General features: G+C 65.3%; 22 protein-coding genes. 14 read left to right on the top strand and 8 right to left on the bottom strand.

The annotated features are described in order from the left end of the window. The 5 genes from ASF90_RS15700 to ASF90_RS15680 all read right to left on the bottom strand — a co-directional run bounded on the left by ASF90_RS15700 (position 1) and on the right by ASF90_RS15680 (position 6758). Positions 1-1620, bottom strand: coding sequence for a glucoamylase family protein (locus ASF90_RS15700; protein ID WP_055852173.1), 1620 nt, complete (start codon positions 1618-1620; stop codon positions 1-3). A 102-nt stretch (positions 1621-1722) separates the two neighbouring features. Further along, the gene (locus tag ASF90_RS15695; protein WP_055852169.1) at positions 1723-4710 is read right to left on the bottom strand and encodes a TonB-dependent receptor; all 2988 of its coding nucleotides are present in this window, start codon (positions 4708-4710) and stop codon (positions 1723-1725) included. A 103-nt stretch (positions 4711-4813) separates the two neighbouring features. Next, positions 4814-5836 (bottom strand): LacI family DNA-binding transcriptional regulator, encoded by a 1023-nt coding sequence (locus ASF90_RS15690; protein WP_055852166.1) that lies wholly within the window; start codon positions 5834-5836, stop codon positions 4814-4816. A 344-nt stretch (positions 5837-6180) separates the two neighbouring features. Then, entirely contained in the window at positions 6181-6450 is a 270-nt protein-coding gene (locus ASF90_RS15685) for a BolA family protein (protein WP_055852162.1), read from the bottom strand. Between the two features lie 8 nt (positions 6451-6458). After that, positions 6459-6758: a YciI family protein gene (locus tag ASF90_RS15680; RefSeq protein ID WP_055852159.1), complete on the bottom strand. Its 300-nt coding sequence runs from the start codon at positions 6756-6758 to the stop codon at positions 6459-6461. 367 nt (positions 6759-7125) lie between these two features. Here ASF90_RS15680 and ASF90_RS15675 point away from each other — a divergent pair, with 367 nt between their 5' ends. Genes ASF90_RS15675 through ASF90_RS15665 form a run of 3 tightly spaced genes read left to right on the top strand, consistent with a single transcriptional unit; the run spans position 7126 to position 10913 of the window. Then, positions 7126-8031 (top strand): ScpA family protein, encoded by a 906-nt coding sequence (locus tag ASF90_RS15675; RefSeq protein WP_055852158.1) that lies wholly within the window; start codon positions 7126-7128, stop codon positions 8029-8031. Then, positions 7970-9271, top strand: a complete 1302-nt coding sequence (scpB, locus tag ASF90_RS15670) for an SMC-Scp complex subunit ScpB (RefSeq protein WP_082473573.1) — start codon at positions 7970-7972, stop codon at positions 9269-9271. The genes ASF90_RS15675 and scpB overlap by 62 nt, the downstream gene beginning before the upstream one ends. After that, positions 9264-10913, top strand: coding sequence for a pseudouridine synthase (locus ASF90_RS15665; RefSeq protein WP_055852152.1), 1650 nt, complete (start codon positions 9264-9266; stop codon positions 10911-10913). Before scpB ends, ASF90_RS15665 begins: the two co-directional genes overlap by 8 nt. A 200-nt stretch (positions 10914-11113) precedes the next feature. On the opposite strand, the gene ASF90_RS15660 is transcribed toward ASF90_RS15665, so the two are convergent. Continuing rightward, the gene (locus ASF90_RS15660) at positions 11114-11551 is read right to left on the bottom strand and encodes a hypothetical protein (RefSeq protein ID WP_055852149.1); all 438 of its coding nucleotides are present in this window, start codon (positions 11549-11551) and stop codon (positions 11114-11116) included. A 163-nt stretch (positions 11552-11714) separates the two neighbouring features. Here ASF90_RS15660 and ASF90_RS15655 point away from each other — a divergent pair, with 163 nt between their 5' ends. Further along, positions 11715-12485 (top strand): glutaminyl-peptide cyclotransferase, encoded by a 771-nt coding sequence (locus ASF90_RS15655; RefSeq protein WP_055852145.1) that lies wholly within the window; start codon positions 11715-11717, stop codon positions 12483-12485. An 86-nt stretch (positions 12486-12571) separates the two neighbouring features. Here the strand turns inward: ASF90_RS15655 and ASF90_RS15650 are convergent, their stop codons facing one another. Together ASF90_RS15650 and ASF90_RS15645 are read right to left on the bottom strand one after the other, a co-directional pair. Beyond that, positions 12572-13372 (bottom strand): amidohydrolase, encoded by an 801-nt coding sequence (locus tag ASF90_RS15650; RefSeq protein ID WP_055852142.1) that lies wholly within the window; start codon positions 13370-13372, stop codon positions 12572-12574. A gap of 206 nt (positions 13373-13578) precedes the next feature. After that, positions 13579-14727 (bottom strand): pyridoxal phosphate-dependent aminotransferase, encoded by a 1149-nt coding sequence (locus ASF90_RS15645; RefSeq protein WP_055852138.1) that lies wholly within the window; start codon positions 14725-14727, stop codon positions 13579-13581. Positions 14728-14926: 199 nt separating this feature from the next. Between ASF90_RS15645 and ccmA the strand changes: the two genes are divergently transcribed. From ccmA to ASF90_RS15595, 10 genes are all read left to right on the top strand, one after another. Continuing rightward, complete coding sequence (ccmA, locus tag ASF90_RS15640; protein ID WP_055852134.1) at positions 14927-15571, top strand: heme ABC exporter ATP-binding protein CcmA; 645 nt, start codon at positions 14927-14929, stop codon at positions 15569-15571. Then, positions 15568-16266: a heme exporter protein CcmB gene (gene ccmB, locus ASF90_RS15635; RefSeq protein WP_055852130.1), complete on the top strand. Its 699-nt coding sequence runs from the start codon at positions 15568-15570 to the stop codon at positions 16264-16266. The genes ccmA and ccmB overlap by 4 nt, the downstream gene beginning before the upstream one ends. A 112-nt stretch (positions 16267-16378) precedes the next feature. Next, a complete protein-coding gene (gene ccmC / locus ASF90_RS15630; RefSeq protein ID WP_055852126.1) occupies positions 16379-17128 on the top strand; it encodes a heme ABC transporter permease CcmC in 750 nt (249 codons plus the stop codon). After that, a complete protein-coding gene (locus ASF90_RS15625) occupies positions 17125-17295 on the top strand; it encodes a heme exporter protein CcmD (RefSeq protein ID WP_055852123.1) in 171 nt (56 codons plus the stop codon). Before ccmC ends, ASF90_RS15625 begins: the two co-directional genes overlap by 4 nt. Then, positions 17292-17750, top strand: coding sequence for a cytochrome c maturation protein CcmE (ccmE, locus tag ASF90_RS15620; RefSeq protein WP_055852120.1), 459 nt, complete (start codon positions 17292-17294; stop codon positions 17748-17750). Before ASF90_RS15625 ends, ccmE begins: the two co-directional genes overlap by 4 nt. Positions 17751-18074: 324 nt before the next feature. Further along, positions 18075-20012: a heme lyase CcmF/NrfE family subunit gene (locus tag ASF90_RS15615; protein WP_055852118.1), complete on the top strand. Its 1938-nt coding sequence runs from the start codon at positions 18075-18077 to the stop codon at positions 20010-20012. Then, a complete protein-coding gene (locus ASF90_RS15610; protein WP_055852116.1) occupies positions 20005-20607 on the top strand; it encodes a DsbE family thiol:disulfide interchange protein in 603 nt (200 codons plus the stop codon). The genes ASF90_RS15615 and ASF90_RS15610 overlap by 8 nt, the downstream gene beginning before the upstream one ends. Continuing rightward, complete coding sequence (locus tag ASF90_RS15605) at positions 20604-21038, top strand: cytochrome c-type biogenesis protein (RefSeq protein WP_055852113.1); 435 nt, start codon at positions 20604-20606, stop codon at positions 21036-21038. Before ASF90_RS15610 ends, ASF90_RS15605 begins: the two co-directional genes overlap by 4 nt. Continuing rightward, on the top strand, positions 21038-22048 hold the full coding sequence (locus ASF90_RS15600) for a tetratricopeptide repeat protein (protein ID WP_055852329.1): 1011 nt from the start codon (positions 21038-21040) through the stop codon (positions 22046-22048). Before ASF90_RS15605 ends, ASF90_RS15600 begins: the two co-directional genes overlap by 1 nt. Positions 22049-23022: 974 nt before the next feature. Next, complete coding sequence (locus ASF90_RS15595) at positions 23023-24210, top strand: homoserine O-acetyltransferase (protein ID WP_055852110.1); 1188 nt, start codon at positions 23023-23025, stop codon at positions 24208-24210. Positions 24211-24212 lie beyond the last annotated feature (2 nt).

Below are 24212 nucleotides of genomic sequence, written 5' to 3'. Positions count from 1 at the left end.
TTACTCGGGTTTTTGGCGTTGCGAGGGATCTTGCTGGGCCTGGGCGGCAGCGGCACGCGACTCGGCCATGCCCAGCGAGCGTGCAGCGGCCTTTTGCTCGTCCTTCTGCGGCAGCGGCTGCGGCTCACCCTCGGGCGTGAGCCAGCCACCGGTGAATCCGGCGCGTTCCAGACCGGCGCGGATGTAGGCGTTCTTTTTCATCACCGTCCAGACGAATTCGTTCTGGTAGTTGGAAATCATCGCCAGGATCGGGCCCTGATCGATGGCGATGTAATCGCTGGCCACCCAGCCCCGGTCCGGCACCATGCGCCCGGTCTTGAGCGGGATGTCGTAGTTGAAGCTGGGGTTGAACGAATCCAGAAAGCCATAGCTGGAATACAGGAAGTCGCCGTAGCGCTTGTGCATCTCTTCGGTGGCCGGGATCACCACTTCCGGGGCGAACACGATCGAGGAGATAGCCGCAGTTGGTGCGATGGTGCCGTCGTCGAAGTTCTCGCGCAGGCCGGCGCCGCGCGAGGAGTAGTGGCGGAACTGGCGCTGCTCGCCGCGGTATTCCTGGCTGGTGTTCTGCGGGCCGTCGCCGGCGGTCAGGCCCCAGACGTTTTCGCCGTAGTCCTTCCACTTCATCGGGTTGTCGATGGCGTAGTCGCGCTGCGCCAGGGTGGCGCGGCGACTATTGAGGAAGTAGTCGATGCCGCGTTCGCGCATGTACTGGTCCTGGATATCGCGGAAGTCGATCCAGACATGGCTGTATTGGTGGCCGAACAGCGGGCCGAAGGACAGGTATTCCTGGCCCTGATAGACGCCCCAGTCGTTGTTGTAGGTGCGTGTCCAGCTGGTCCACGCCTCCGGGTCGACGCCGTGGGTAGGCGAGCCGAGCGCGAGGATGTACAGCATCATCGCCTCGTTGTAGCCCATCCAGTCGTGATCGATGAAGCCGCTCTCCGGGAACCAGCCCATCGAGATCAGCGGCGCACGCTGCTGCAGCCAGCGCCAATCCACGCGCTTGTACAGCGTGTCGGCGATCTGGCGGATTTCTTTTTCGCGCGGGTCGTCACCGTCGTAATACGACTGGGTAAACAACACGCCCATCATCAGCAACGCGGTGTCCACGCTCGACAGCTCGACCCAGCTGTCGTAACGGTTGCCCTGCTGCATATCCAGAAAGTGATAGTAGAAGCCCTTGTAGCCGGCCCTACCGGTCCGCTGCGGCCCCATCGGCGCATCGCGGAAGAATTTCAGTGTGGTCAGGGTGCGATCGATCGCCTGATTGCGGCTGACCCAGCCGTTCTCGATGCCGATCGGATACGCGGTCAGCGCAAACCCGACCGAGGCGATGCTGGCGAATGGGCGCGACGGAAACCGGTCCGGTGCCAATCCGTTGAGTTCATTGGTGGTGTCCCAGAAAAACTGGAAGGTGCGGCGTTCGATGTCCGAAAACAGCGGCGGCAGCGGTGGCTTGACCGGCTTGGGAGGCAACTGTGCCTCGATCAATATCACTTTCACCGGTGCCTTCTGTTCGACCACCTTCGGCTCCTCGGCCTGTTTGCAGGACGCCAGCACCAGCGCGCCCAGCAAGAGTGGAATCGTCAACCAACGCGACGTGTTGCCCCTGTCCATCCGCCCCCCACTTGTGTAATCGATTACATCTCGCACGCCAACCTACCCTATCTAAGCGCCGAGTTCGACCGCCCTGGCCTCATGCCAGGGCGGTCGAGCACCTCACCAGTTCAGGCCAAAGGCCAGACGGAAGGTACGCATCGGCGACGCCAGCACACCGGTCGGTGTGCCGTAAGCCGTATTCAAGTCCGACAGTGTCCCGGTATCGCCGTTAAAGTTGGCGTAGTTCACCCAATTGAACACGTTGAGGATATCCGCACGCACGTTGAATTTGACACCTGCACCGGTATCCCATTCTTTGTTGGCGGCAATGCTGAACTCCTTGTAGCCCAACGTGCCATCCGGCTTGAACTGGATGATGTCGCACTGGTCGTTGCCGGCAAGGCAATTCTGGCCGTAGCGCGCGGTCTGGCTGGCCAGCGACAGCTTGCCGGACAGCTTGACCTCATAGGGCAGCTCGTAGATGCCAGTGACCACCAGGCGGTTCTTCGCGATACCGCCGGCTTCACGCCAGCCGTAGTCTTCGACGCGCTCGCGGTCCAGCGCATAGTGCTCGCCGAACTGACGGTTTTCCTTGGCGTCGGAATAGGTGTAGGCCACGGTCAGGCCCCAACCGGATTCTTCGTCGAAGGGCTTTTCGATCTGCAACGCGAGCTGGTTGTTGCGGGTTTCCACACCATTGGTGCCGAGCACGATGGCGCTGTAGCCATCCGGTCCGTCGGTGGGCGCGCCCGAGGTGGTGCCCGGCTGGAAGAACGACCCATCAGGCAGACGGTTGCCGCGCACGAACGCAAAGCCGTCGTGGCTCTCGATGCGGCTCAGGGTCACATCGGTGAACCAGTCCTGGCCCCATAGCGGCACCATGTTGCGCATGCCGATGCTGAATTGGTCGGAGTACGGGGTCTTGATGTTGTTGTCGATCAGATAGATTTCACGCCCACCGCCGCCAGCGCTGGTCGCCGCCAGTGCATCGAGCCCTTCCTGGGTCGCAAAGGACGGATTCCATGCCGTGCACGGGTCGCCCAGGCAGGCCTGGCCGTTCTGAGCGTTGGGGTTGTTGAAGTAGTAGCTATAGGACTTGAAGGAGTTGTTGAGCTGCTCCAGTGCCAGGTAATCGAAGATGTTGCGGTCGTAGGCACGGCCGGCACCGCCGTAGATCACGTGGGCCTGGTCGCCGAACAGGTCGTAGGAGGCACCCAGACGCGGCTGCCAGGCATTCTTGAACGCCTTGCGGTTGTTGCCGGTGCTGATGAAGTTGTTGATGTTGTAGTTGGCGTTCTGCAGGTTCGGCCAGTTCTGCAACGCGCCGACCACATCGGACGGCGTGACGAAGTCCAGGAATGCCGGGGTTTCTTCGTAGTCGTAGCGCACGCCCAGGTTAAGGGTCCAGTGCTCGTTGACCTCCCAGTCGTCCTGCAGGTAGATGCCGTACTGCTTGTTCTTGGACACCACCGAGCCGCCACCTTCGGTCAACGGCGCGCCGAAGCGCACGCGGTACGGCGTTTCGACATCGGTGAGGATGTTGTAGTAGTACTGCGGATTGGCCGGGTTGAACTGGGTCGAATCCAGATCGATGCTCTTGAACTTCACGCCCATCTTGACGGTGTGCGCGCCGTGCCATTCCAGGCTGTTCAAGGTCAGATCGTCCTGGAAGGTCCAGCCCTTCTGGCCCTTGCGCTGGAAGCTACCGCCGGCACCGGCTGACAGCACTTCGTCTTCGATGCCGCGTACCGGCGCATAACTCAGCACGTAACCGCTGCCATTGTTGAGCGGCGCCTGGTTCCAGAACGCGCTCTCGTAGCTCAGATTGGCTTCGTTGAGGAAGTTGGCGCCGCTGTACTGCCAGCGCAGGTTGGCGCGCTTTTCTTCCTGGCCATTGATGCTGCCGTGTTCGTAGGTCGAGGTGCGGCCGACGTCGTTGAGCTCGTCTTCCTTGCGGTACTTGCCGGTCAGCTCGAACAGGTTGTTGTCGCCGATGGTCCAGTCGATCTTGCCGAAGTACAGATCTTCCTTGAACGGGGTGCTGTAGGTGGCCACCAGCGGCTGCAGCTGCGCCGGCAACTGGTCGATGCGGTCGGAATAGATCGAGCCGGGGATCACCACGTTGGGAGTGGTGTATTCCTTGGCTTCATAGGCGATGAAGAAATGCGCCTTGTCCTTGAGGATCGGGCCGCTGAAGGTGGCGCCGTACTGGGTCTCCTCAAAGTCGTCGCGCACGCCGGCCTTCTTCTCCAGCGGGCTTTCTTCGCGCCAGCCGTCATTGCTGGTGTCCCAGAAGAAGCTGCCGTGGAAATCGTTGGTGCCGGACTTGGACGAGGCCACGATGGCCGCGCCGCTGACCTGATCGAACTCGGCCTTGTAGTTGGAGGTGATGACCTTGTACTCGCCGATCGCCGACTGCGGGAACGGGTTGCCGCGGCTGGAATCCTGGCCGCTGACGCCACCGGTCAGCACGTAGTTCTTCTGGCTCACGCCGTCGATGTAAACGTTGGTGCCTTCGGCCGAGGTGGCGCCCGAGCGCACCTTGGTGGTGCCGTTGGCGTCGCGGGTGAACTGCACGTTCGGCACGGTGTCGGCCAGTTCCAGGAAGTTGCGCGTGGCACGCGGCAGGTTCTGGATCTGCACGTTGGAAATGTAGGTGGCGTTTTCGGAGGTGCGCGTCTCCACCAGCACCGGCGGTGCCTTGACCTGCACCGCGTCCAGCGTGGTGGCGTTACCACCTTCGGCCGTGGCCTGCTCGCCGCCAACGCCCAGGTTCAAGGTGGCCGTCTGGCCGACCTGCACGGTCACATTCTGCGAGCTGGTCTGGCCATTGGCAGTGACGTCGATGCGGTACGAGCCCGGCGGCAGACCACCGACCGAGTAACCGCCATTGTTGACCTGCACGCTACGGGTCAGGCCGGTTGCGAGATTGGTCGCGGTTACCTGGGCCTGCGCCGCAGGTGCCGAGTCGACGGTGACCTGGCCGCGGATGGTCGCGGCAGTGCTCTGCGCAAATGCAGGCGCGGCGCCCAGGAGCAGGCAGCTGGCCAGGGCACAGCTGAGCAGCTTGCGCGCCGGGCGTGCGGAATGGGGGTGGTGGTGGCGCATTGGTCCCTCCAGGGATCGGTACAAATTGTTGTTGTGGTGTTGCAAACCAGCAGGAACGACCGCTGCGGGGGAGCAGCGGGAGCGGACAGAACGTCCGCGAAAGTCAGGGGCCGGGCTCGCCGGCACCGCAGGAAGCGCGTATCACCAGCTCGGGCGTGAGCAGTTGGCGGATACCGTCGTCATGGCCGGGCAGTTCCACCAGCCGCATCAATCGGGTCATCGCCTGCTCGCCCAGGCGCGCGATGCTGACCCGCATCGTGGTCAGCGCCGGATGGACGAAGCGTGCCAGCGGGATGTCGTCGAATCCGGCCAATGCCACATCGCCGGGTACCGACACATCGGCCTGCGCAAACGCGTACAGGCAGCCGAGCGCGGTCATGTCGTTGGCGGCAAATACCGCATCGGGCAAGGTGCCGGCGGCCAGCATTGCCAGCCCGGCGCGATGGCCGGAGGCTTCATCGAAGTCGCCGGCATATTCCATTCCCTGCGCCTGGTCGCCGAACCCGGCAATCGCGTCGCGGAAACCGCGCAGGCGTTCGCGCGCATCGAAATTGAGCGCCGGCCCGCCGATGAAGGCGATGCGCCGGTGGCCGGCGCGCAGCAGATGCTCGGTCATGGCCATGGCGCCGGCATGGTCATCGATGCTCAGCACCGGATAACCGGCGCCGGGCAGATGCGCATTGATCAGCACCGTCGGCAGCGACGGCGGCAGGTTATCGGTGAGAAAGCCCGGCTGCTCGGCGTAGGGAGAGAGCACCAGCAAGCCATCGACGCGTCCACGCATCGACCGCAGCGCCCTGCCCTGGGCTTCCGGGTCGCCGTGATAGCTGGACACCAGCAAGTGCTGGCCGGCAGCGCGCGCCGCGCCATCGATGCCGCGGATCAACTCGGAAAAGAATTCGCCATACAGGTCGGGCAGCACCACGCCCAGGGTCTGGGACCGCCGGCTACTCAGGCTGCGGGCTGCTGCATGCGGGCTGTAACGCAGCCGCTCGGCCACTTCCATGACCTGCCGGCGCACCGGCCCGGCAACGTTGTCGTGCCCATTGAGCGCACGCGACACGGTAGCGACAGAGACCTGTGCTTCCCGAGCGACATCTTTGATGGTGACCGCACCCTTGGCCATTCGTGTCGCCCTCCGCGACCGACTTCCCAAAACTGGCGCGGACTGTAAGCGTTTTCATAAGCGGGCGTAAACCCCTATCTTCACACCTGTGAAAACGCTTACAGATCAAGCGCCTGCAAGTGATGGAGGTGTGAATAAATGTGCTGCGACGCAACAAATCGGCACCCACGTGTCCACAAACGAAGCAGAACGTCGATCACGTTTGGGCTGGTTGGGTTGCTGCATCGATGGGCGCGCAGGCCCTACCGACGTAGGAGCGCACCCGGGCGCGGCGGGCGTTATCGACAATGCCCGTCGCACCCGGGTGCGCTCCTGCGACGGTGGTTTGGTCCAGCGGGTTCGCTTTACCCCGCCTCGCCCGGCGCGAGCGCCTCGATCGACAAGGCATGGATGTCGGTCTGCATCATCTCTCCCACCGCAGCGTAGACCGCACGGTGACGGGCCAGTGGCGGCTTGCCGGCAAACACTGCGCTGACCACGCGCACATTGAAATGTCCGCGCCCATCGCGCGCGCCGGCGTGTCCGGCATGCCGGTGGCTGTCGTCCACCACCTCCAGCTCGGTAGGCGCCAACGCCGATTGCAGCGCCTGGCGAATCCGCTCGACCCGGCTCATGGCAGTACTCATGGCAGTACCCGGCGGAACGGCCGGACCTCTGTGCGCACGTAGACGCCCGCAGCCACATAGGGATCGGCATCGGCCCAGGCGCGCGCGTCTTCCAACGCATCGAACTCGGCGATCACCACGCTGCCGCTGAAACCGGCCGGGCCCGGATCTTCCGCATCGATGGCCGGGCACGGGCCCGCTACCAGCAACCGCCCCGCAGCGGCCAGCGCCTGCAGACGCGCCAGATGGGCCGGTCGCGCCTGCTGACGCGCGGCCAATGCGTCGACCCCGTCATACCCTTCGATTACGTACCACACATGCCACCTCACCCAGAACTTGAAGATCGTCGCAGGGATTCTAGCCGCGTCAGCGCTGGACACCGCCCCCGCGCACGCATTACCCTTGACGCTTACTGCACACGCAACCGGACGCAGCGGCCCGTCGGCCCAGGCCCCACGCCTCATTCGACGACCGATTCGCTGCCCACCGCCGGCTCGCGTAGACGACCTCCTCGCTGTTCCGTCGCCGCATGCCACGCGGCGCCTGATGGTATGTGGATCGGCGTATGTGAATTTGTGGGATCGTGCCGAAACAGGCACGACATTGATCGCAATAACTCAAGGCAAAGCCCTGCAGGCGCGGCTCAGACCGCGGCCGGCGACCGTAAGACCCGATGTCGACCTGATGAATTCCGAACTCGCGCACGCCGCGACTCCGCCAGCCGCAAGCGCTCACCCACAGCAGCAGGAAATGCCGCTGGCGGTCGTGCATGGGCAACCGGTACTGCAGATCCCGCAGGATCTGTATATCCCGCCGGATGCGCTGGAAGTGATTCTGGACGCGTTCGAAGGTCCGCTGGATTTGTTGCTGTACCTGATCCGCCGTCAGAACCTGGACATCCTGGATATCCCGGTCGCCGAGATCACCCGGCAATACGTGGACTACATCAACGTGATGCAGGAACTGCGTTTCGAACTGGCGGCCGAATATCTAGTGATGGCTGCAATCCTGGCCGAGATCAAGTCGCGCATGCTGTTGCCGCGCCCACCCAGCCAGGAAGGCGAAGAGGACGACCCGCGCGCAGAGCTGGTGCGCCGTCTGCAGGAATACGAGCGCTTCAAGCAGGCCGCCGAAGACCTGGACACCCTGCCCCGCATGGGCCGTGACAGCGCGCCGGTGCAGGCGCATCTGCCCGAGCGTGCAGCGGTCAAGCTGCCGCCGCCGGTGGAGCTGAAAGAAATGCTGATGGCGCTGTACGACGTGCTCAAGCGCGCCGAGCTGTTCACCGGCCATGCGATCAAGCGCGAGGCGCTAAGTGTGCGCCAGCGCATGGGCGATGTGCTGAGCCGCCTGGACGACGGCAAGTTCTACCGCTTCGAATCGCTGTTCACTGCCGAAGAAGGCAAGCTCGGCGTGCTGGTCACCTTCCTGGCGCTGCTCGAATTGGCCAAGGAGCAGTTGCTGGACATCGTGCAGGAGGCGCCGCTGGCGCCGATCTACGTGAAGTCGCTGGCGTTGGGCAACACCAATGCGCCGTTGCAATTCTCCAGCGAATTCGATGACAGCGACGCTGCCAACGAACCTATCTGAAGCCGATCACCGAATGGATCAAGCGCTGATCACCCGCATTATCGAAGCCGCCCTGTTGGCAAGCAGCCAGCCGCTGACGCTGGCGCAGCTGCAGGGCCTGTTTCCGGAAGAAGAGCCGGCACCGCCCGGCAGCGTCGAGCGCGCGCTGGAACTGCTGCGCGAGGGCTGCGCCGAGCGCGGCGTGGAGCTGGTCGAGGTGGCCTCGGGCTTTCGTTTCCAGGTCAAGGCAGATGTGCACGGCTGGGTCGCCCGTCTATGGACCGAGCGCCGCACCAAGTACACCCGCGCCACCCTCGAAACCCTGGCGTTGATCGCCTATCGCCAGCCGATCACGCGTGGCGAGATCGAACAGGTGCGCGGGGTGGCGGTCAGCAGCAACATCATCCAGGCCCTGGAAGAACGCGAGTGGATCCGCGTGGTCGGCCACCGCGACGTGCCCGGCAAGCCGGCCCTGTTCGGCACCACCAAGGGCTTTCTGGATTACTTCGGGCTCAAGCGATTGGACGAGCTGCCGCCATTGTCTGAGTTGAAGGACATTGCCGAACTGGAACCGCAGCTGCCGCTGGACCGCGATGGTCAGCTGGATGGCGTGGTGCCGGCCTCGGCAGCGATGGATGCGGCGCAAGGCCAGGCCGATGCAGGGGCGTCCGACGCGGATGGTGGCAACGCCGACGCCGACGCCGACGCCGACGCCGACGCCGACGCCGATGAGCATGCATCGGATGCGTCGGAGACGGAGACGGCGCTTGCCGCTGCGTCCGATGCAGATGCCGAAACTTCCGTTGACGCAAGCGGTAGTGCGCCGACCGACAGCGAAAGCGACTCGGACGTTGCAGCGGATTCGCATCGTTCGATTGAAATAGATAACGACATCGATGCCGGCACCGATGTTGATGGTGATGTCGGCAGCGACAGCACCAATGACGACCAGGCATCCAGCGCCGACGACGACGCCGATACAGAAGTAGCCGACGCCGGCACGGCAGACGACACCGCCGACGCGCCGAGCGACGACACACCGCACCACCCCGAGGCCTCCTCGGCGCAGCACACGCAACACACGCCAGACCCAGACAGCGCCCGCGAGGGCGACCCCGACACCGCGCCGGGCACGCGCGCGGATGCAGTGAACGAAGACGAAGACAACGCCGTCGCGACGACGACCGTGGCTGTTGACGAAGCCGATTCCGACCCAGAGGCCGACCCACAACGCGTCGGCCGGAGCCAGACACATGAGTGACACCCCCCGCAAGCTGTCGTTGAACAAGCTTTCCCTCAAGCGCGACAGCGCGCCCGAAGCGCCGAAGCTGGAAGAGCGCCTGCACAAGGTGCTGGCCCAGGCCGGCCTGGGCTCGCGCCGCGCGCTCGAGCAGCGCATTGCCGATGGCCTGATCAAGGTCAATGGCGCCGTCGCGCAGACCGGCATGTCGGTGCGCAGCGGCGACAAGATCGAGCTGGACGGCCGCAGTTTCGTGGCCAGCGCGCTGACCGAACCCTCGCGCGTGCTGATCTACAACAAGCCCGAAGGCGAAGTGACCACGCGCGAAGATCCCGAAGGCCGACCGACCGTGTTCGAGTCGCTGCCGGCATTGAAGGGCTCGCGCTGGATCGCCATCGGCCGCCTGGACATCAACACCACCGGCCTGCTGCTGCTGACCACCGACGGTGAGTTGGCAAACGCGATGATGCACCCCTCCTACGAGGTCGAACGCGAATACGTGGTCCGCGTGCGTGCACCGGAAGGCGAAGAGAACGTCTCCGACGCCATCATCGAGCGCCTGTCGCGCGGTGTGCTGCTGGAAGACGGCGGCGCCAAGTTCGACGAAATCGACCGTATCGGCGGCACCGATTCGCACGACTGGTTCCGCGTGGTGGTCAAGGAAGGCCGCAACCGTGAAGTGCGCCGTCTGTGGGAATCGCAGGGCTGCCAGGTCAGTCGCCTCAAGCGCAGCCGCTACGGCAAAATCTCGCTGCCGCGCGAACTGCTGCGTGGGCAGTCGGTGGAAGTGGTGCAGGAAAAGGTCGACGCCCTGCGCGCCGAGCTCAAGCTCGAAGAAGGCGCGCCGTCGGCACTGACCCTGCAGCCGGTGATCGGCCAGCGTCGCGCTGCCAAGTCGACCGTGCACGTCTCGCGCGATGGCCGCAGCAATGCCTACGTCAATGGGCAAACCTCCGGCGCCGATGAAGGCCGCGAGCTGCGTCGCTTCGACAACCCGCGTGACGATCGCGGTGGCCGCGGTCGCGGCAAGCCCGGCGGTTTCAAGGGTGGTCTCACCGTCAGCGGTGAAGCAGCCGCGCGGCAGTCGCAGCAGCGCCCGTTCAAGCCGCGCGCACCCGGCAAGGGCGACCGCGCACTGCCGGATGGCAACCCGGCCGCGTTCCGTAGCTGGTATGTGCCCGATGGCGTGAGCACCGGCCCGAGCGGCCACCGCAACGCCGGCCCCAGCGGTCCTGGCACCGGCCAGGCACGTCCGTATGCCAAGAAGGGTCCGGGCGGCGCGCGTCCTGGTGCCGGCGGTCAGGGTCAAGGCCGTGGCGCTGCTGGCGGCGGCGGTGGACAAGGTCAGTCGCAGGGTCAAGGCCAGGGGCAGCGCAAGCATCCCTATGGTCACCCGGGCAATGCGCCGAGCTTCCCGTCCGATCATGCCAATCCGGGTTCCAGCCCGTATGGCGCCGCGCGTCCTGCCAGCCGCCCGAGCGGCGGCCGTCCGGCGGGTCCGGGCGGTAACCGCGGACCTGCGGCCGGCAATCGCGGCCCCGGCGGTCCGGGTGGCGGCGCGCGCGGACCGGGTGGTCCCGGTGGTGCACCGCGTGGCCCGGGCGGTCGTCCGCCCGGTGGCGGCAACCGTCGTCCGCCTGGCGGCGGCAATCGCGGCCGCTGATCCACGCTGCATGCACTAAAAAAAACGGCCCCGCGAGGGGCCGTTTTTTATTGAGGTCGACGTGGTTGCCGCTTCGATCGATGGGTCGGTGCAACCTGGTCGATCTCATTCGCCAACCGCTGCCCGCAGCTGACATCGGCGGCAACGCAACCATGCAAACCGCATGCGGCGTCGCTACCTGCTGCCAGAACTCCCGCGCATTACTTGCGGCGTTCGATCACGAAGTTGCCGACCGCAACGCCCAGGTCGACGCCTTCGCCAGTACCGGCGAGCGCGAGCGAGATATCGCCCTTGGTGACCACCTGCGCGGTGCTGGACTTGACCACGCCCGCATGCGCTTCGGCAGAGGCATAGGTGCCGAACAGGTCATTCAGACTGTAGGCGCCGGAGAACGAGCCGCGGCCACCGGTGATCTTGGACTTGCCCACCGTCAGACCGCCGCCCTTGCTGGAAATCTTGACCGGAATGACCGCCCCGTTGTCGCAGGTGATGGTGCCGGTGCCGCTGGCGGTCTTGTAGAACACCGACCAGCCGGACAGGTTGAACTTCAGCTGGCAATCGATATTGCCGGCGGCCTGTGCCTGCGGCGCAAGCGTTGCCGCGCCAAGCAGTGCAAAAAGAGACAGTGACTTGATCATGTGTGCGTTGCCGGTGGTGGACGTGGCCGGAGACTAGCAGCGCCGATGTGGCAGCCGCGACAAGGTGGCGGCACCTCTCCAACGCGCGTTCAGCGAATCATTATCTCGGGGCCTCGCAAGGGGTGGCGCTGCAGAAGCGGCCGCGCCGTGGGATCATCCGCGCATGTCACGCATCGCCCACAGACTGCTCTTCGCCGCCCTGTTGCTGCCGTCGCTCGCGCATTGCGGCGAGACGATTCCGACCCGGGGCTATACCGTCGTCAATCGTTATCCGCACGACACCGCTGCCTTTACCGAAGGCCTGCTCTATCTCAACGGGCATCTGTACGAGAGCACCGGCGAGCTGGGCCACTCCAGCGTGCGCAAGGTCGAGCTGGAAACCGGCCGCGTGCTGCAGCAGGCCGATACGCCTTCGCCCTACTACGGCGAAGGCATCGTGGCCTGGGGCGACCGGCTGATTCAGTTGACCTGGCGTAACCAGCGGGGCTTCGTCTACGACCTGGCCACGCTGACACCGCGCTCGCACTTCGCCTACGCCGGCGAAGGCTGGGCGCTGACCAGCGACAACCGCAACCTGTACATGAGCGATGGCACTGCCCGCATCCGCCGGCTGGACCCGCAAACGCTGCAGGAGACCGGCACCATCAAGGTCACCGCCGGTGGCAAGCCGTTGGACAACCTCAACGAACTGGAATGGGTCAAGGGCGAGTTGTGGGCCAATGTCTGGCTCACCACCCGCATCGCACGGATCGACCCGGCCAGCGGCAAGGTGATCGGCTGGATCGACTTGAAGGCGCTGGTTCCCGATGCCGACACCTTGACCGACCCCAGCAACGATGTGCTCAACGGCATCGCCTACGACGCCGAACACGATCGGCTATTCGTCACCGGCAAGCGTTGGCCGCAGCTTTACGAAATTCGGCTGGCTGAGTAGCCGGGATTGGGGAGTCGGGATTGGGGATTGGCAACGGCAGGCGAGCGGACGGCTGTGCCTTGGCTGCTTGCATCAATCCCTAATCTCTAATCCCTGATCACAAACGTATCCGCATCCAGCATTGCCGGGAAGCGTGCACGGTGCTCGGCGAGTGCCGCGGCACTGAGGGTGGTGGTGACCACCTGCGGCTGCTCGCGGATTTCCACCTGCGGCTGGCCGAGGAAATCGATCACTGCGCTGTCGCCGGCGTAATGCAGCTGATTGCCATCCACACCGACGCGGTTGACCGCTGCCACAAAGCACAGGTTTTCGATCGCGCGTGCGCGCAGCAGCGTCTTCCATGCATACGCGCGCGCAGACGGCCAGTTGGCGACGAACAATTGCAGATCGAAATCCAGCTGGCCCGGCCGCTCGACATCGAAGCGATTGCGGCAGAACACCGGAAAGCGCAGGTCGTAGCACACCTGCGGATTGATCCGCCAACCCTTCCAGTCCACGCACAGGCGATCGCGCCCGGCCGCGTAGCGCAGATGCTCGTTGCCGAAGCGGAACAGATGGCGTTTGTCGTAATACTGCAGCGCCCCGTCCGGTGTGGCCCACAGCAGCCGGTTGAACACGCCTTCGGGCGTGCGTAATTGCACGCTCCCGGTGACCGCAGCACCCAGCCGTGCCGACTGAGCACGCACCCACTCCACGGTCGGCCCATCCATGCCTTCGGCCTTGTCGATGGCCTCGTTGGAGAACCCGCTGGTGAAGGTCTCCGGCAGGATCACCAGATCGGTCTGCCCGGCCAACGGCTGCAGCAACGCAGCGTAATAATCGCGATTGCCGGCCGGATCATGCCAACGGGTATCGCCTTGGATCAGGGAGATGCGCAGGTCGTGCATTGAAGGCTCGGGAATGGGGAGTCGGGAATCGAGAATTGGTAGAGCGAGTGTGGTGGTGTCTGTGCGCTATGTGGGTGACAACGTCGGAGGGGCGAGAAGGACACCAGCGACGGGCTCACGATTCCCTCTCCCGGGCCGGCAGGAATCGAGAAGGCGTCCAGTAACGCTCTTACGATTCCCCATTCCCCATTCCCCATTCCCGGCCCTCAGAGCTTCTGCAAACGTTCGATCGCCGCATCCAATGTCGCGTCGTTCTTGGCAAAGCACAGCCGTGCCAGTCGCTGACCGGCTGGTGCCTGTTCGTAGAACGGCGACAACGGAATCGCAGCCACGCCTTTTTCGATCGTCAGCCACTTCACGAATTCGGTGTCGGGCAGATCGCTGATGGCCGAATAGTCCACCAGCTGGAAATAGCCGCCCGGCACCGGCAGCGGTATCAGGCGCGTGGTCAGCAGCTGCTCGCGGAAGCGGTCGCGCTTGGCTTGATAGAACGCGCCAAGCTGCTCGTCGTGCTCGGGCTCGTCGCGGATCATCGCGGCGAACGCGTGCTGCGCCGGGCCGAAGCTGGTGAAGGTGTTGTACTGATGCACCTTGCGGAATTCGGCGGTGAGCGCCGGCGGTGCGATGGCATAGCCGATCTTCCAGCCGGTGCAGTGGTAAGTCTTGCCGAAACTGGAAATCACGAACGCGCGCTCGCGCAGTTCCGGCCAGCGCAGCACCGATTCGTGGCGGCGGCCGTCGAACACGATGTGCTCGTAGACTTCGTCGGACAGCAAGAAGATCTCGGTGCCGCGCAGCAGTTCGGTCAGCGTCTGCATGTCCTCGGCCGAGAGCATCGCGCCGGACGGGTTGTGCGGCGAGTTGATCATCAGCAGTCGCGTCTTCGGCGTGATCGCCGCGCGCAGCGCCTGCCAATCGACCGCAAATGTCTGCGGGTGCAGCGCCACATGCACCGCGCGCGCGCCGGCCAGATCGATCGCCGGCTCATAGCAGTCGTAGGCCGGGTCCAGCACGATGACTTCTTCGCCGGCCCGTACCACGGCGTGAATGGCATTGAAGATCGCTTCGGTGGCGCCGCTGGTAACGGTGATTTCGGTGTCGGCGTCGACCTGTGCGCCGTAGCAGCGCTGGGCCTTGCCGGCGATGGCCTGCCGCAGCGACGCAACACCGGTCATCGGCGGGTACTGGTTGTGGCCGGCGCGCATGGCCGCTTCCAACTCATCAACCAGGCGCTGCGGCACCGGGAAATCGGGAAAGCCCTGTCCCAGGTTGACCGCGCCGTGTTCGGCCGCCAGCTGCGACATGACGGTGAAGATGGTGGTGCCCACCTTGGGCAGCTTGGTCGTGAGGGGCATCGTGCCTGTCCGGAACAAGAAACGGGGGACCGCGAGTGTACGCAAAGCGGCCGCGCGGTTGCGCCAGGCTCGCCGCAAAACAGCGTTCCCGGACACATCGCGCCGCTGCGGTGCGCCCGTGCCGCGGCCATCGTCGCTACAATGCGCGCCCTGTCCCGCCCTTCCCCATGCCGTCCTGCGACGGGAGCCCGCTGCGCCGATGATCGAACCGCTGCACACTGCGCCCCCGCTGCTGGCGGCGCGCGCGCTGGCCTTCAGCCGCAATGAGGAGCCGGTCTTCGGCCCGCTGGATTTCCATGTCGATGCCGGCGAAGCCCTGCTGGTGCAGGGCGACAACGGCGCCGGCAAGACCACCTTGCTGCGGGTGCTGGCCGGCCTGCTGCATGTGGAACACGGCGAAATCCAGATCGACGGCAAGACCGCCCGGCGCAGCGACCGCAGTCGCTTCATGGCCTACCTGGGGCACCTGCCCGGCCTGAAGGCCGATTTGAGCACCCTGGAAAACCTGCACTTTCTGTGTGGCCTGCATGGCCGGCGGGCCAAGCAGATGCCCGGCAGCGCGCTGGCCATCGTGGGCCTGGCCGGCTACGAAGATGCCCTGGTGCGGCAGTTGTCGGCCGGGCAACGCAAGCGGCTGGCACTGGCGCGGCTGTGGTTGTCGCCTGCACCGTTGTGGCTGCTGGACGAACCCTACGCCAACCTCGATCTGGACGGCATCACCCTGGTCAACCGGATGATCTCCGCGCATCTGCGCGGTGGCGGCGCGGCGCTGGTCACCACGCATGGCGCCTATGCGGCCCCGCCGGTGCGCACCCGCATGCTCACCCTGGAGGCCGCAGCATGAGCACGCCGCCGTCGCCACAACCATCGTTGCTGCAGGCCGCGCGCGCGCTGCTGCGTCGCGATCTGCAACTGCTGTGGCGCCGTCGCAGCGACGCGCTGCAGCCGGCCTTGTTCGCGCTGCTGATCGTGGTGTTGTTTGCGCTGGGCCTGGGTGGCCGCCCGGACCTGCTGGCGCAGGCCGCGCCGGCGGTGCTGTGGCTGTCGGTGCTGCTGGCCGGCCTGCTGTCGCTGGACGCGCTGTTCCGCAGCGACGTGGAAGACGGCTCGATGGAGCAATGGTTGCTGGCACCGGTGCCGCTGGCGTGGTTGATCGCCGTGCGCGTGCTGCTGCATTGGGCGACCAGCGCCTTGCCGCTGATCGCAGTGACGCCGTTGCTGGGCGAATTGCTGCACCTGCCACATGACCAATTGCCGGTGCTGCTGGCATCGTTGGCATTGGGTACACCGTTATTGAGTCTGCTCGGCGCAGTGGTTGCGGCACTGACGGTGACGATGAAACGCTCTGGTATTCTCGTGGCGTTGCTGGCGTTGCCGCTGTATGTGCCGGTGCTGGTGTTCGGCGCCGGCAGCGTTGCGGCCAGCGGGCAAGGACAGGATGCGGTGGGTGCGTTGTTGTTGTTGGGCGCCGGATTGGTGATCGGCATTGTGCTGGCACCGTTGGCGGCAGCGGCGGCGATCCGGATTTCGCTCAGCTGATCGATGTTGCAGATGCGCCATTGATGGGACACCGTAAGTCGTTCGGCGGTGTCGTACCGAGAGCTGTCTCCATGCAAAAAGCCATCGCCACGCCAAGAGCCATCGCCATCGCATGAACGTCGTCGTCCGCTGGTTCCACCAAGTCGCCTCACCTCCGATCTTCGACCGATTTACCGCGCGCTGGGCGCCGTGGTGCTACGCGCTGGCGGCATTGCTGCTGGGCGCAGGCATGTGGCAGGCGCTGTTTGCGGTGCCGGCCGACTACCAGCAAGGCGACAGCTTCCGCATTCTCTACATCCATGTGCCGAGCGCGTGGATGAGCTTGTTCGTGTTCGGGCTGATGGCGGTGTATGCGGCGATCGCGCTGATCTGGCGCATCAAGGTGTGCGAGATCCTGGCAATGGCATGCGCACCGATCGGCGCGGCATTCACCGTGATCACGCTGCTCACCGGCAGCATCTGGGGCAAGCCGATGTGGGGCGCCTGGTGGGACTGGGACCCGCGCCTGACCACCGAACTGATTCTGCTGTTCTTGTATCTGGGCGTGATCGGCCTGTATCACGCCATCGACGACCGTCGCCAAGCCGCACGCGCGGCCGCGTTACTGGCGATCGTCGGCGTGGCGCTGCTGCCGGTGATCCGCTATTCAGTGGTGTGGTGGAACTCGCTGCATCAGGGTCAGAGCATTCGGCTGCTCGGCCCGTCCACCATCGATGCCAGCATGCTGCTGCCGCTTTGGTTGATGGTGATCGGCACCAAGTTCTGGTTCGCCGGGTCGCTGCTCACCCGCGCGCGCGCCGACAACCTGCGCCGCGAGGCCGGCAAGGCCTGGATCGTGCGCGATGCCGAGGGCGCGGCATGAGCTATCTGCCTTACGTGATCGCCGCCTACGCGGTGTTTGTGCTGGTGCTGCTGTGGGACCTGATCGCCGGCCGCTGGCAAGTGCGTCGTGCGCTGAAGATCGCGCAAGCGCGCCGCCTGCGCGAGCGCAAGCGCACGGTGCCCAGCGATGCGGAGCTGACCCGATGAACCCGCAACGTCGCCGCCGGCTGTGGCTGGTGCTGGCGCTGGTGCTGGCCGCTGGTCTTGCGACAACGCTGGTGGCGATGGCCTTGCAGCGCAACGTGGCGTATCTGTACACGCCGTCGGAGGTATTGCGCGGCGATGCCGGCGACCACGCCCGGTTCCGGCTCGGCGGCATGGTCGAAAAAGGCTCGTTTAAACGCGCCTCCGGTTCGCTGGAAGCGCAGTTCCGCGTCACCGACGGCGACGCGCAGCTGGCGGTGCGTTATGACCGCATCCTGCCGGACCTGTTCCGCGAGGGTCAGGCCGTGGTCGCCACCGGTCGTATGCAGCAAGGCGTGTTCGTGGCCGAAGACGTGCTGGCCAAGCACGATGAAACCTATATGCCGAAGGAAGTGGCCGACAAGATGGGCAGCGCGCATCGCAAGCACCAGGTGGCCCCAGGCAAGGTGACGCAGTGACGGTAGGAAGCAGTGGCGGCAGACCGGATCACCGGCAAGCGCAGGCAAGTGAGAGCCCTGACATCGGCGCGGATCGTGCCGCGTTGATGGCTTACCCGTCTTTGATGCTGTCGCTTAAGTTCCGCCAGGCAGCACGCCGCCGCGCGGCCGCGCACACCAAGCAACCTGGCACCGCAAGATTGACGCTGCGTGTTCCGACAAAACATCGCAGCACGATAGGAAACACGTGTTCCGGTAACGCCCCTGTGTCAGGCCTGCTCCGGTTCTTGATTGCCGGTTCGCGGCAGCGGTCTACGGCTCTTTGCTCCCAATCCCGAGTTCCCCATGCTTCCTGAGCTCGGCACCTTTCTGCTGGTCCTGGCCCTGCTGGTCGCGCTGGTGCAAGCCGCATTGCCGCTGGCTGGCGCGCAGCGCGGGCGCAGCAGTTGGATGGCGGTGGCGCGCCCGGCAGCATTGGTGCAGCTGGGCCTGATCGCCGCGGCCTTCGCGCTGCTGACGCATGCGTTCTTGGTGCAGGACTTTTCAGTGCGCTATGTCGCCGAAAATTCCAACAGCCTGTTGCCGGTGATCTACCGCTACTCGGCGGTGTGGGGTGCGCACGAAGGCTCGCTGCTGCTGTGGACGTTGGTGCTGGCGCTGTGGACCGGCGCGGTGGCGGTGTGGTCGCGGCAGTTGCCGGCGCAGGTGATCGCACGCGTGCTGGGGGTGATGGCACTGATCAGCATCGGCTTCCTTGCGTTTTTGTTGTTCACCTCCAATCCGTTCGCGCGGCTGCTGCCGGTGCCGCTGGAAGGCGCCGACCTCAATCCGCTGCTGCAGGACCCGGGGCTGATCATCCATCCGCCGATGTTGTACTGCGGCTACGTCGGCTTTGCGGTGCCGTTCGCCTTTGCCATCGCCGCGCTGCTGGAAGGCCGCATGGATGCGCGCTGGCTGCGCTGGACGCGGCCGTGGACGAATGTGGCGTGGTCGATGCTCACCGTTGGCATCGCACTGGGCAGTTGGTGGGCGTATTACGAACTCGGCTGGGGCGGTTGGTGGTTCTGGGACCCGGTGGAAAACGCCAGTTTCATGCCGTGGCTGGTCGGCACCGCGTTGCTGCATTCGCAAGCGGTCACCGAAAAACGCGGCAGCTTCGCCAGCTGGACCTTGCTGCTGGCCATTGCGGCATTTGCGTTGTCGTTGCTGGGGACCTTTCTGGTGCGCTCGGGCGTGCTGACCAGCGTGCATTCGTTCGCTGCCGACCCGTCGCGCGGGCTGTTCATCCTGGTGTTTCTGCTGCTCGTGGTCGGTGGCGCATTGCTGCTGTACGTTCTGCGCGCGCCGGGCATGTCCGCCAGCAACGACCCGCGCCGCGCGTTTGCCGGCAGCTCGCGCGAAACCTTGCTGCTGTTGAACAACCTGCTGCTCACCTGCGCCTGCGCGATGGTGCTGCTGGGCACGCTGTATCCGTTGCTGGCCGATGCGCTGGGCCTGGGCAAGCTGTCGGTGGGCCCGCCCTACTTCGGCACCCTGTTTGTGGTGTTGATGGCCCCCCTGGTGGCGTTGCTGCCGTTCGGCCCGCTCACCCGCTGGCAGCGTGAGCAGGCGTCGCGGCCGCTGGCGATGCTGGCGCCGTGGGCAGGCCTGGCGATTGCCGCAGGCGTGCTGGCCTGGTTCATGGCGCCGCAAGGGCAGCTCAAAGCCGCCATCGGCGTGGCCGGCGCGGCGTGGGTGATGCTTGGCACGGCGCGCTTTCTGTGGACCCGCCGCGCGGCCAAGGGGCGCAAGTTCACTGCCGAAATGCTGGGCATGGTGCTGGCGCATCTTGGCGTTGCGGTGTTTCTGGCCGGTGCCTTGTTGGTGGAGTCGCTAAGCCTGCAACGCGAAGTCGCGCTGGCGCCGGGCCAGCAGGTGCAGATCGGCCGCTACGCGCTGCACTTCGACACCATGGAAGAACTGCGCGGGCCCAATTACGTCTCCGACCGCGCCAACCTGCAGGTGTTCAAGGACGATGCGCCGGTGGGCGTGCTGCATGCAGAAAAACGGCGCTATGCCAGCGGCGGGCAGACCTTGACCGAGGCGGCGATCCGCCCCGGCCCGTTCGGCGACCTGTATGTCGCGCTTGGCGAACCGCTGGGCAATCAGGCCTGGGCGGTGCGCGTCCACCTCAAACCGTTCGTCCGCTGGATCTGGCTGGGGGCGTTGCTGATGGCGCTCGGTGGCCTGGTCACCGCGGCCGACCGGCGTTTTCGTCGTTCTCCGGAGATCCAAGATGGTTGAGTCACGTTCGCCCCGCTTGCCCACTGCTGTACTCGTGGGCGCCATCGTGCTGCTGCTCGCACTTGCAGCGCTGCTGGTCTACGCGGTGGTGCGCTCCGGTCAGGGCGATCGCGATGCCCTGCCCTCGGCCCTGATCGGCAAACCGGCGCCGGAGTTCGCGCTGCCGCTGCTGCACGACCCCAGCATCGTGGTGCATGCGCGCGAGCTACGCGGCGCGCCGTACATCATCAACGTGTGGGGCAGCTGGTGCCCGGCCTGCCGCGAAGAACACCCGGTATTGAGCCGCTTTGCGCTGACCAAGCGCGTGCGCGTGATCGGCTACAACTGGAAGGACGAGCGCGCCGATGCCTTGCGCTGGCTTGAGCAGCTGGGCAACCCGTATCTGCTGGTGGTCGCAGACAAGGACGGGCGCACCGCCATCGACTTCGGCATCGCTGCCGCGCCGGAAACCTTTCTGGTCGACGGGCGCGGCGTGGTGCGCTGGAAATACAGCGGCATGCTCACCCAGTCCATCATCGACACCCAGTTGATTCCGATGCTGAGCAAGATCGAGCGCTCGCCCACCGCCGCACCGGACCTGCACGCCCCCCAATGATGCGCGCCTGGCTGCTTACGCTGCTGCTGTTGCCCTGGCTGGCCCTGGCCCAGCCGGTCGGCGATCCGTCACCGCTGCAATACCGCTCGGCGGCCGAAGAAGCGCGCTTTCATGCGCTGACCGCCGAGCTGCGTTGCGTGCAGTGCCAGAACCAGTCGCTGGCCGATTCCAACGCGCAGATTGCGCAGGACCTGCGCCGCGAGGTACTGGCCTTGATGCACGAAGGTCGCAGCGATGCGCAGATTCGGCAGTTTCTGGTCGCCCGCTATGGCGAGTTCGTGCTGTATCGCCCGCAGGTGGAATCGCGCACCTGGCTGCTGTGGTTCGGCCCGTTGCTGGTGTTGTTGCTGGGCGGGGTGGTGGTGATGGTTGTGGTGCGTCGACGCAGCGCTGCGGCGCCCGCGTTGCCCGCCGATGAGCAGGAGTGGTGATGGTCGGCTTTGTCCTTGCGGTTGCGCTAGTCGCGCTGCTCGCCTTCGGCGTGGCGCTGCGCCCGCTGTGGCGCGAAACCCGCGCTCTGACCGCCAGCGTTGCGGTGCTGTTGCTGGCTGCAAGCGCGGCCTTGTATTGGCTGGTCGGCACGCCATCGGCGATCGAACAGGTGGCCGACCGCCCGGCCACGCCACGCACCCTGGACGAGGCCATCGTGCAGCTGCGCACCGCCCTGGCGCGTAACCCAGATCAGGCCGAAGGCTGGGTGTTGCTGGGGCGCTCGTTGTCCAGCCAGCAGAAATTCGCCGAGGCCAGCGACGCGTTTGCGCGCGCAGTGGCGCTGCGCCCGGACGAGCCGGACGTGCTGGTGGCAGCCGCGCAGTCGCGCATGCTCTCCGACGACAGCGGCCACCCGGACCCGGAGGCGATGCGTCTGCTCGAACACGCGCTGGTGGTGCAACCGGACCATCAGCGCGCACGCTGGTTTCTCGGCGTGGTGCAGCGTCAGGCCGGTCAACCAGCCAAGGCCAGCGCAACCTGGGAGCCGTTACTGAGCGTGGTCGACGCCGCCACCCGGCCCGGCCTGCTCGAACAGATCAACGCTGCGCGGCAGGAAGCCAAACTTGCGCCGCTGACACCCTCGCCTGTGGCCGATACATCCGCCGCCGGCAAGCGCATCAGCGTGCGCGTGTCGCTGGATGCGGCGTTCGCGCAGCGTGCCGGCCTGCCTGGCGACACCAGCGTATTCGTGATCGCACGCGCAGCCGGCACGCCGATGCCGGTTGCGGTGGAAAAGCACACGCTCAGCGAGCTGCCGTTGACCATCACCCTGGACGATGGCGACAGCCCGATGCCAACCCGCACCCTGTCGTCGCTGGACACCGTGCAAGTGCTGGCGCGCTTGTCGCGTAGCGGCAACGCCATGCGCCAGGCCGACGATGTGGAAAGTGCGCCGGTGACGGTGGAGTTGCCGGCCAAGGCGGATGTGGAGTTGGTAATCGGGCGCTGATTGCTCGCCACGTACAGCATTCCATGCCAGCACCTGCACACCGACCGTCTCGACTGGTCCTTGCACACTCACCGTCGCAGACCTTACTTGGCATGGATGCGGCGTACTTGCAGCCTGTCCTGCGATGGTGAGCGGGCAAGGGCCCAGCAGCAAAATGCGAAGAAGTCGAGGGCGCGGTGCCCTCACCGCTCGCGGGACACGCCGTAAACCCATCCCTGGGGGCTCGATGGCGGCATCCATGCCGCCAACGGTCCCGCAATCGGCGAGGACACCGCACCAAATAGTTCGCTGGTGGTTTGTTGAAGAGCGAGCAAACCGGGCCGGACAGTTACCAACTGCTCTGTTGATAGTCTGCGCATCGACCGTCTCGACTGGTCCTTGCCCGCTCACCGTCGCGGGACCCTTGGCGGCATGGATGCCGCCAAGGAGCTTACGTGGACGTACTTGCAGCGTGTCCTGCGATGGTGAGCGGGCAAGGGCCCTGCAGCAAAATGCGAAGAAGTTGAGGGCGCGGTGCCCTCACCGCTCGCGGGACACGCCGTAAACCCATCCCTGGGGGCTCGATGGCGGCATCCATGCCGCCAACGGTCCCGCAATCGGCAAGGACACCGCACCAGATAGTTGGTCGGCAGTCGCGTGAAAAGCTGCTTGTCGCTCGGCATGCGTCGAAGTTTGGGCCGGCGCATCATGAGTCAACAAGCCTCATCACGCATGGCTCTTGACCAAGCACACCGACCGTCTGGACTGGTCCTTGTCCGCTCACCGTTGCAGGACCCTTGGCGGCATGGATGCCGCCACGGAGCTTACATGGACGTACTTGCAGCGTGTCCTGCGATGGTGAGCGGGCAAGGGCCCTGCAACCAAGCCGCAGATCAACAGCGTTAAAAGCTGGCATCACACCACGCAAGGGCTCAAACCGAGTCCACATCCCGATTCACCACGCCGCCCACCGCTGCGCCGGATAGAATTGCGACATGACCGAATTCATCCCTGCAGGCACGTTATTCCACGCACTGCCGTCGCCGTTTCCGATGAAGCGCGGCGGTGAGCTGCATCAGGCCCATGTAGCCTACGAAACCTGGGGCACGCTGGCGGCCGATCGCAGCAACGCGGTGCTGATCGTCACCGGCTTGTCGCCTAACGCGCACGCAGCCGCAAATCAGGCCAACCCCGAGCCGGGTTGGTGGGACGCGATGCTGGGGCCGGGCAAGCCGATCGATACCGAGCGCTGGTTTGTGGTGTGCGTCAATTCGCTGGGCAGCTGCAAAGGCTCTACCGGACCTGCGTCCATCGATCCGGCAACCGGGCAGTTGTATCGCCTGACCTTTCCGGATCTGTCGATCGAGGATGTCGCCGATGCCGCAGCCGATGTCGTGCGTGCGCTTGGCATCGAACAGCTCGCCTGCCTGATCGGCAACTCGATGGGCGGCATGACCGCGTTGGCGTTGTTGCTGCGGCATCCCGGCATTGCGCGCAGCCACATCAATATCTCTGGCAGCGCGCAGGCGTTGCCGTTTTCCATTGCCATACGCTCGCTACAGCGCGAGGCGATCCGGTTGGATCCGCATTGGAATGGCGGCCACTACGACGACACGCGCTACCCGGAATCGGGCATGCGCATGGCACGCAAACTCGGCGTGATCACCTACCGCTCTGCGCTGGAATGGGACGGCCGCTTTGGCCGGGTGCGGCTGGATTCCGAACAGGCCGCCGACGATCCGTTCGGCCTGGAATTTCAGGTCGAAAGCTATCTCGAAGGCCATGCGCGTCGCTTCGTGCGCTTCTTCGATCCCAACTGCTATCTGTATCTGAGCCGCTCGATGGACTGGTTCGATCTGGCCGATTATGTGGATGGGTCTTCGATCGCTGCCACGCAGGCCGCCGGCACGCAGATCGGCAGCACGCCGGCCGCAGACGTCTCCACCGAGGCCGAGGTGCTGGCCGGCCTGGCACACATCCGTATCGAACGCGCGCTGGCGATCGGCGCCAACACTGACATCCTGTTCCCGGTGCAGCAGCAGGAACAGATTGCCGAAGGCCTGCGTGCAGGCGGCGCGGATGCGCGCTTTATCGGCCTGGATTCGCCGCAAGGCCATGATGCGTTTCTGGTGGATTTCGCCCGCTTTGGCCCCGCGGTGCGCGCTTTTCTGGACGCCTGCTGATT

Source organism: Xanthomonas sp. Leaf148 (assembly GCF_001423585.1).
In the GTDB taxonomy this organism is placed as follows: domain Bacteria; phylum Pseudomonadota; class Gammaproteobacteria; order Xanthomonadales; family Xanthomonadaceae; genus Xanthomonas.
Note: the sequence above shows the minus strand (reverse complement) of the source record. Positions and strands in the feature narration are given on the sequence as shown.

Coding starts and splice junctions, on each gene's coding strand:
- ASF90_RS15625 (WP_055852123.1), top strand. CDS start 17,125: ATGAGCTATCTGCCTTACGTGATCGCCGCCTACGCGGTGTTTGTGCTG.
- scpB (WP_082473573.1), top strand. CDS start 7,970: ATGCGCCGTTGCAATTCTCCAGCGAATTCGATGACAGCGACGCTGCCA.
- ASF90_RS15600 (WP_055852329.1), top strand. CDS start 21,038: ATGGTCGGCTTTGTCCTTGCGGTTGCGCTAGTCGCGCTGCTCGCCTTC.
- ASF90_RS15645 (WP_055852138.1), bottom strand. CDS start 14,727: ATGCCCCTCACGACCAAGCTGCCCAAGGTGGGCACCACCATCTTCACC.
- ASF90_RS15655 (WP_055852145.1), top strand. CDS start 11,715: ATGTCACGCATCGCCCACAGACTGCTCTTCGCCGCCCTGTTGCTGCCG.
- ASF90_RS15650 (WP_055852142.1), bottom strand. CDS start 13,372: ATGCACGACCTGCGCATCTCCCTGATCCAAGGCGATACCCGTTGGCAT.
- ASF90_RS15685 (WP_055852162.1), bottom strand. CDS start 6,450: ATGAGCCGGGTCGAGCGGATTCGCCAGGCGCTGCAATCGGCGTTGGCG.
- ASF90_RS15615 (WP_055852118.1), top strand. CDS start 18,075: ATGCTTCCTGAGCTCGGCACCTTTCTGCTGGTCCTGGCCCTGCTGGTC.
- ASF90_RS15660 (WP_055852149.1), bottom strand. CDS start 11,551: ATGATCAAGTCACTGTCTCTTTTTGCACTGCTTGGCGCGGCAACGCTT.
- ASF90_RS15665 (WP_055852152.1), top strand. CDS start 9,264: ATGAGTGACACCCCCCGCAAGCTGTCGTTGAACAAGCTTTCCCTCAAG.
- ASF90_RS15690 (WP_055852166.1), bottom strand. CDS start 5,836: ATGGCCAAGGGTGCGGTCACCATCAAAGATGTCGCTCGGGAAGCACAG.
- ccmC (WP_055852126.1), top strand. CDS start 16,379: ATGAACGTCGTCGTCCGCTGGTTCCACCAAGTCGCCTCACCTCCGATC.
- ccmB (WP_055852130.1), top strand. CDS start 15,568: ATGAGCACGCCGCCGTCGCCACAACCATCGTTGCTGCAGGCCGCGCGC.
- ASF90_RS15700 (WP_055852173.1), bottom strand. CDS start 1,620: ATGGACAGGGGCAACACGTCGCGTTGGTTGACGATTCCACTCTTGCTG.
- ccmE (WP_055852120.1), top strand. CDS start 17,292: ATGAACCCGCAACGTCGCCGCCGGCTGTGGCTGGTGCTGGCGCTGGTG.
- ASF90_RS15695 (WP_055852169.1), bottom strand. CDS start 4,710: ATGCGCCACCACCACCCCCATTCCGCACGCCCGGCGCGCAAGCTGCTC.
- ccmA (WP_055852134.1), top strand. CDS start 14,927: ATGATCGAACCGCTGCACACTGCGCCCCCGCTGCTGGCGGCGCGCGCG.
- ASF90_RS15675 (WP_055852158.1), top strand. CDS start 7,126: ATGAATTCCGAACTCGCGCACGCCGCGACTCCGCCAGCCGCAAGCGCT.
- ASF90_RS15610 (WP_055852116.1), top strand. CDS start 20,005: ATGGTTGAGTCACGTTCGCCCCGCTTGCCCACTGCTGTACTCGTGGGC.
- ASF90_RS15605 (WP_055852113.1), top strand. CDS start 20,604: ATGATGCGCGCCTGGCTGCTTACGCTGCTGCTGTTGCCCTGGCTGGCC.
- ASF90_RS15595 (WP_055852110.1), top strand. CDS start 23,023: ATGACCGAATTCATCCCTGCAGGCACGTTATTCCACGCACTGCCGTCG.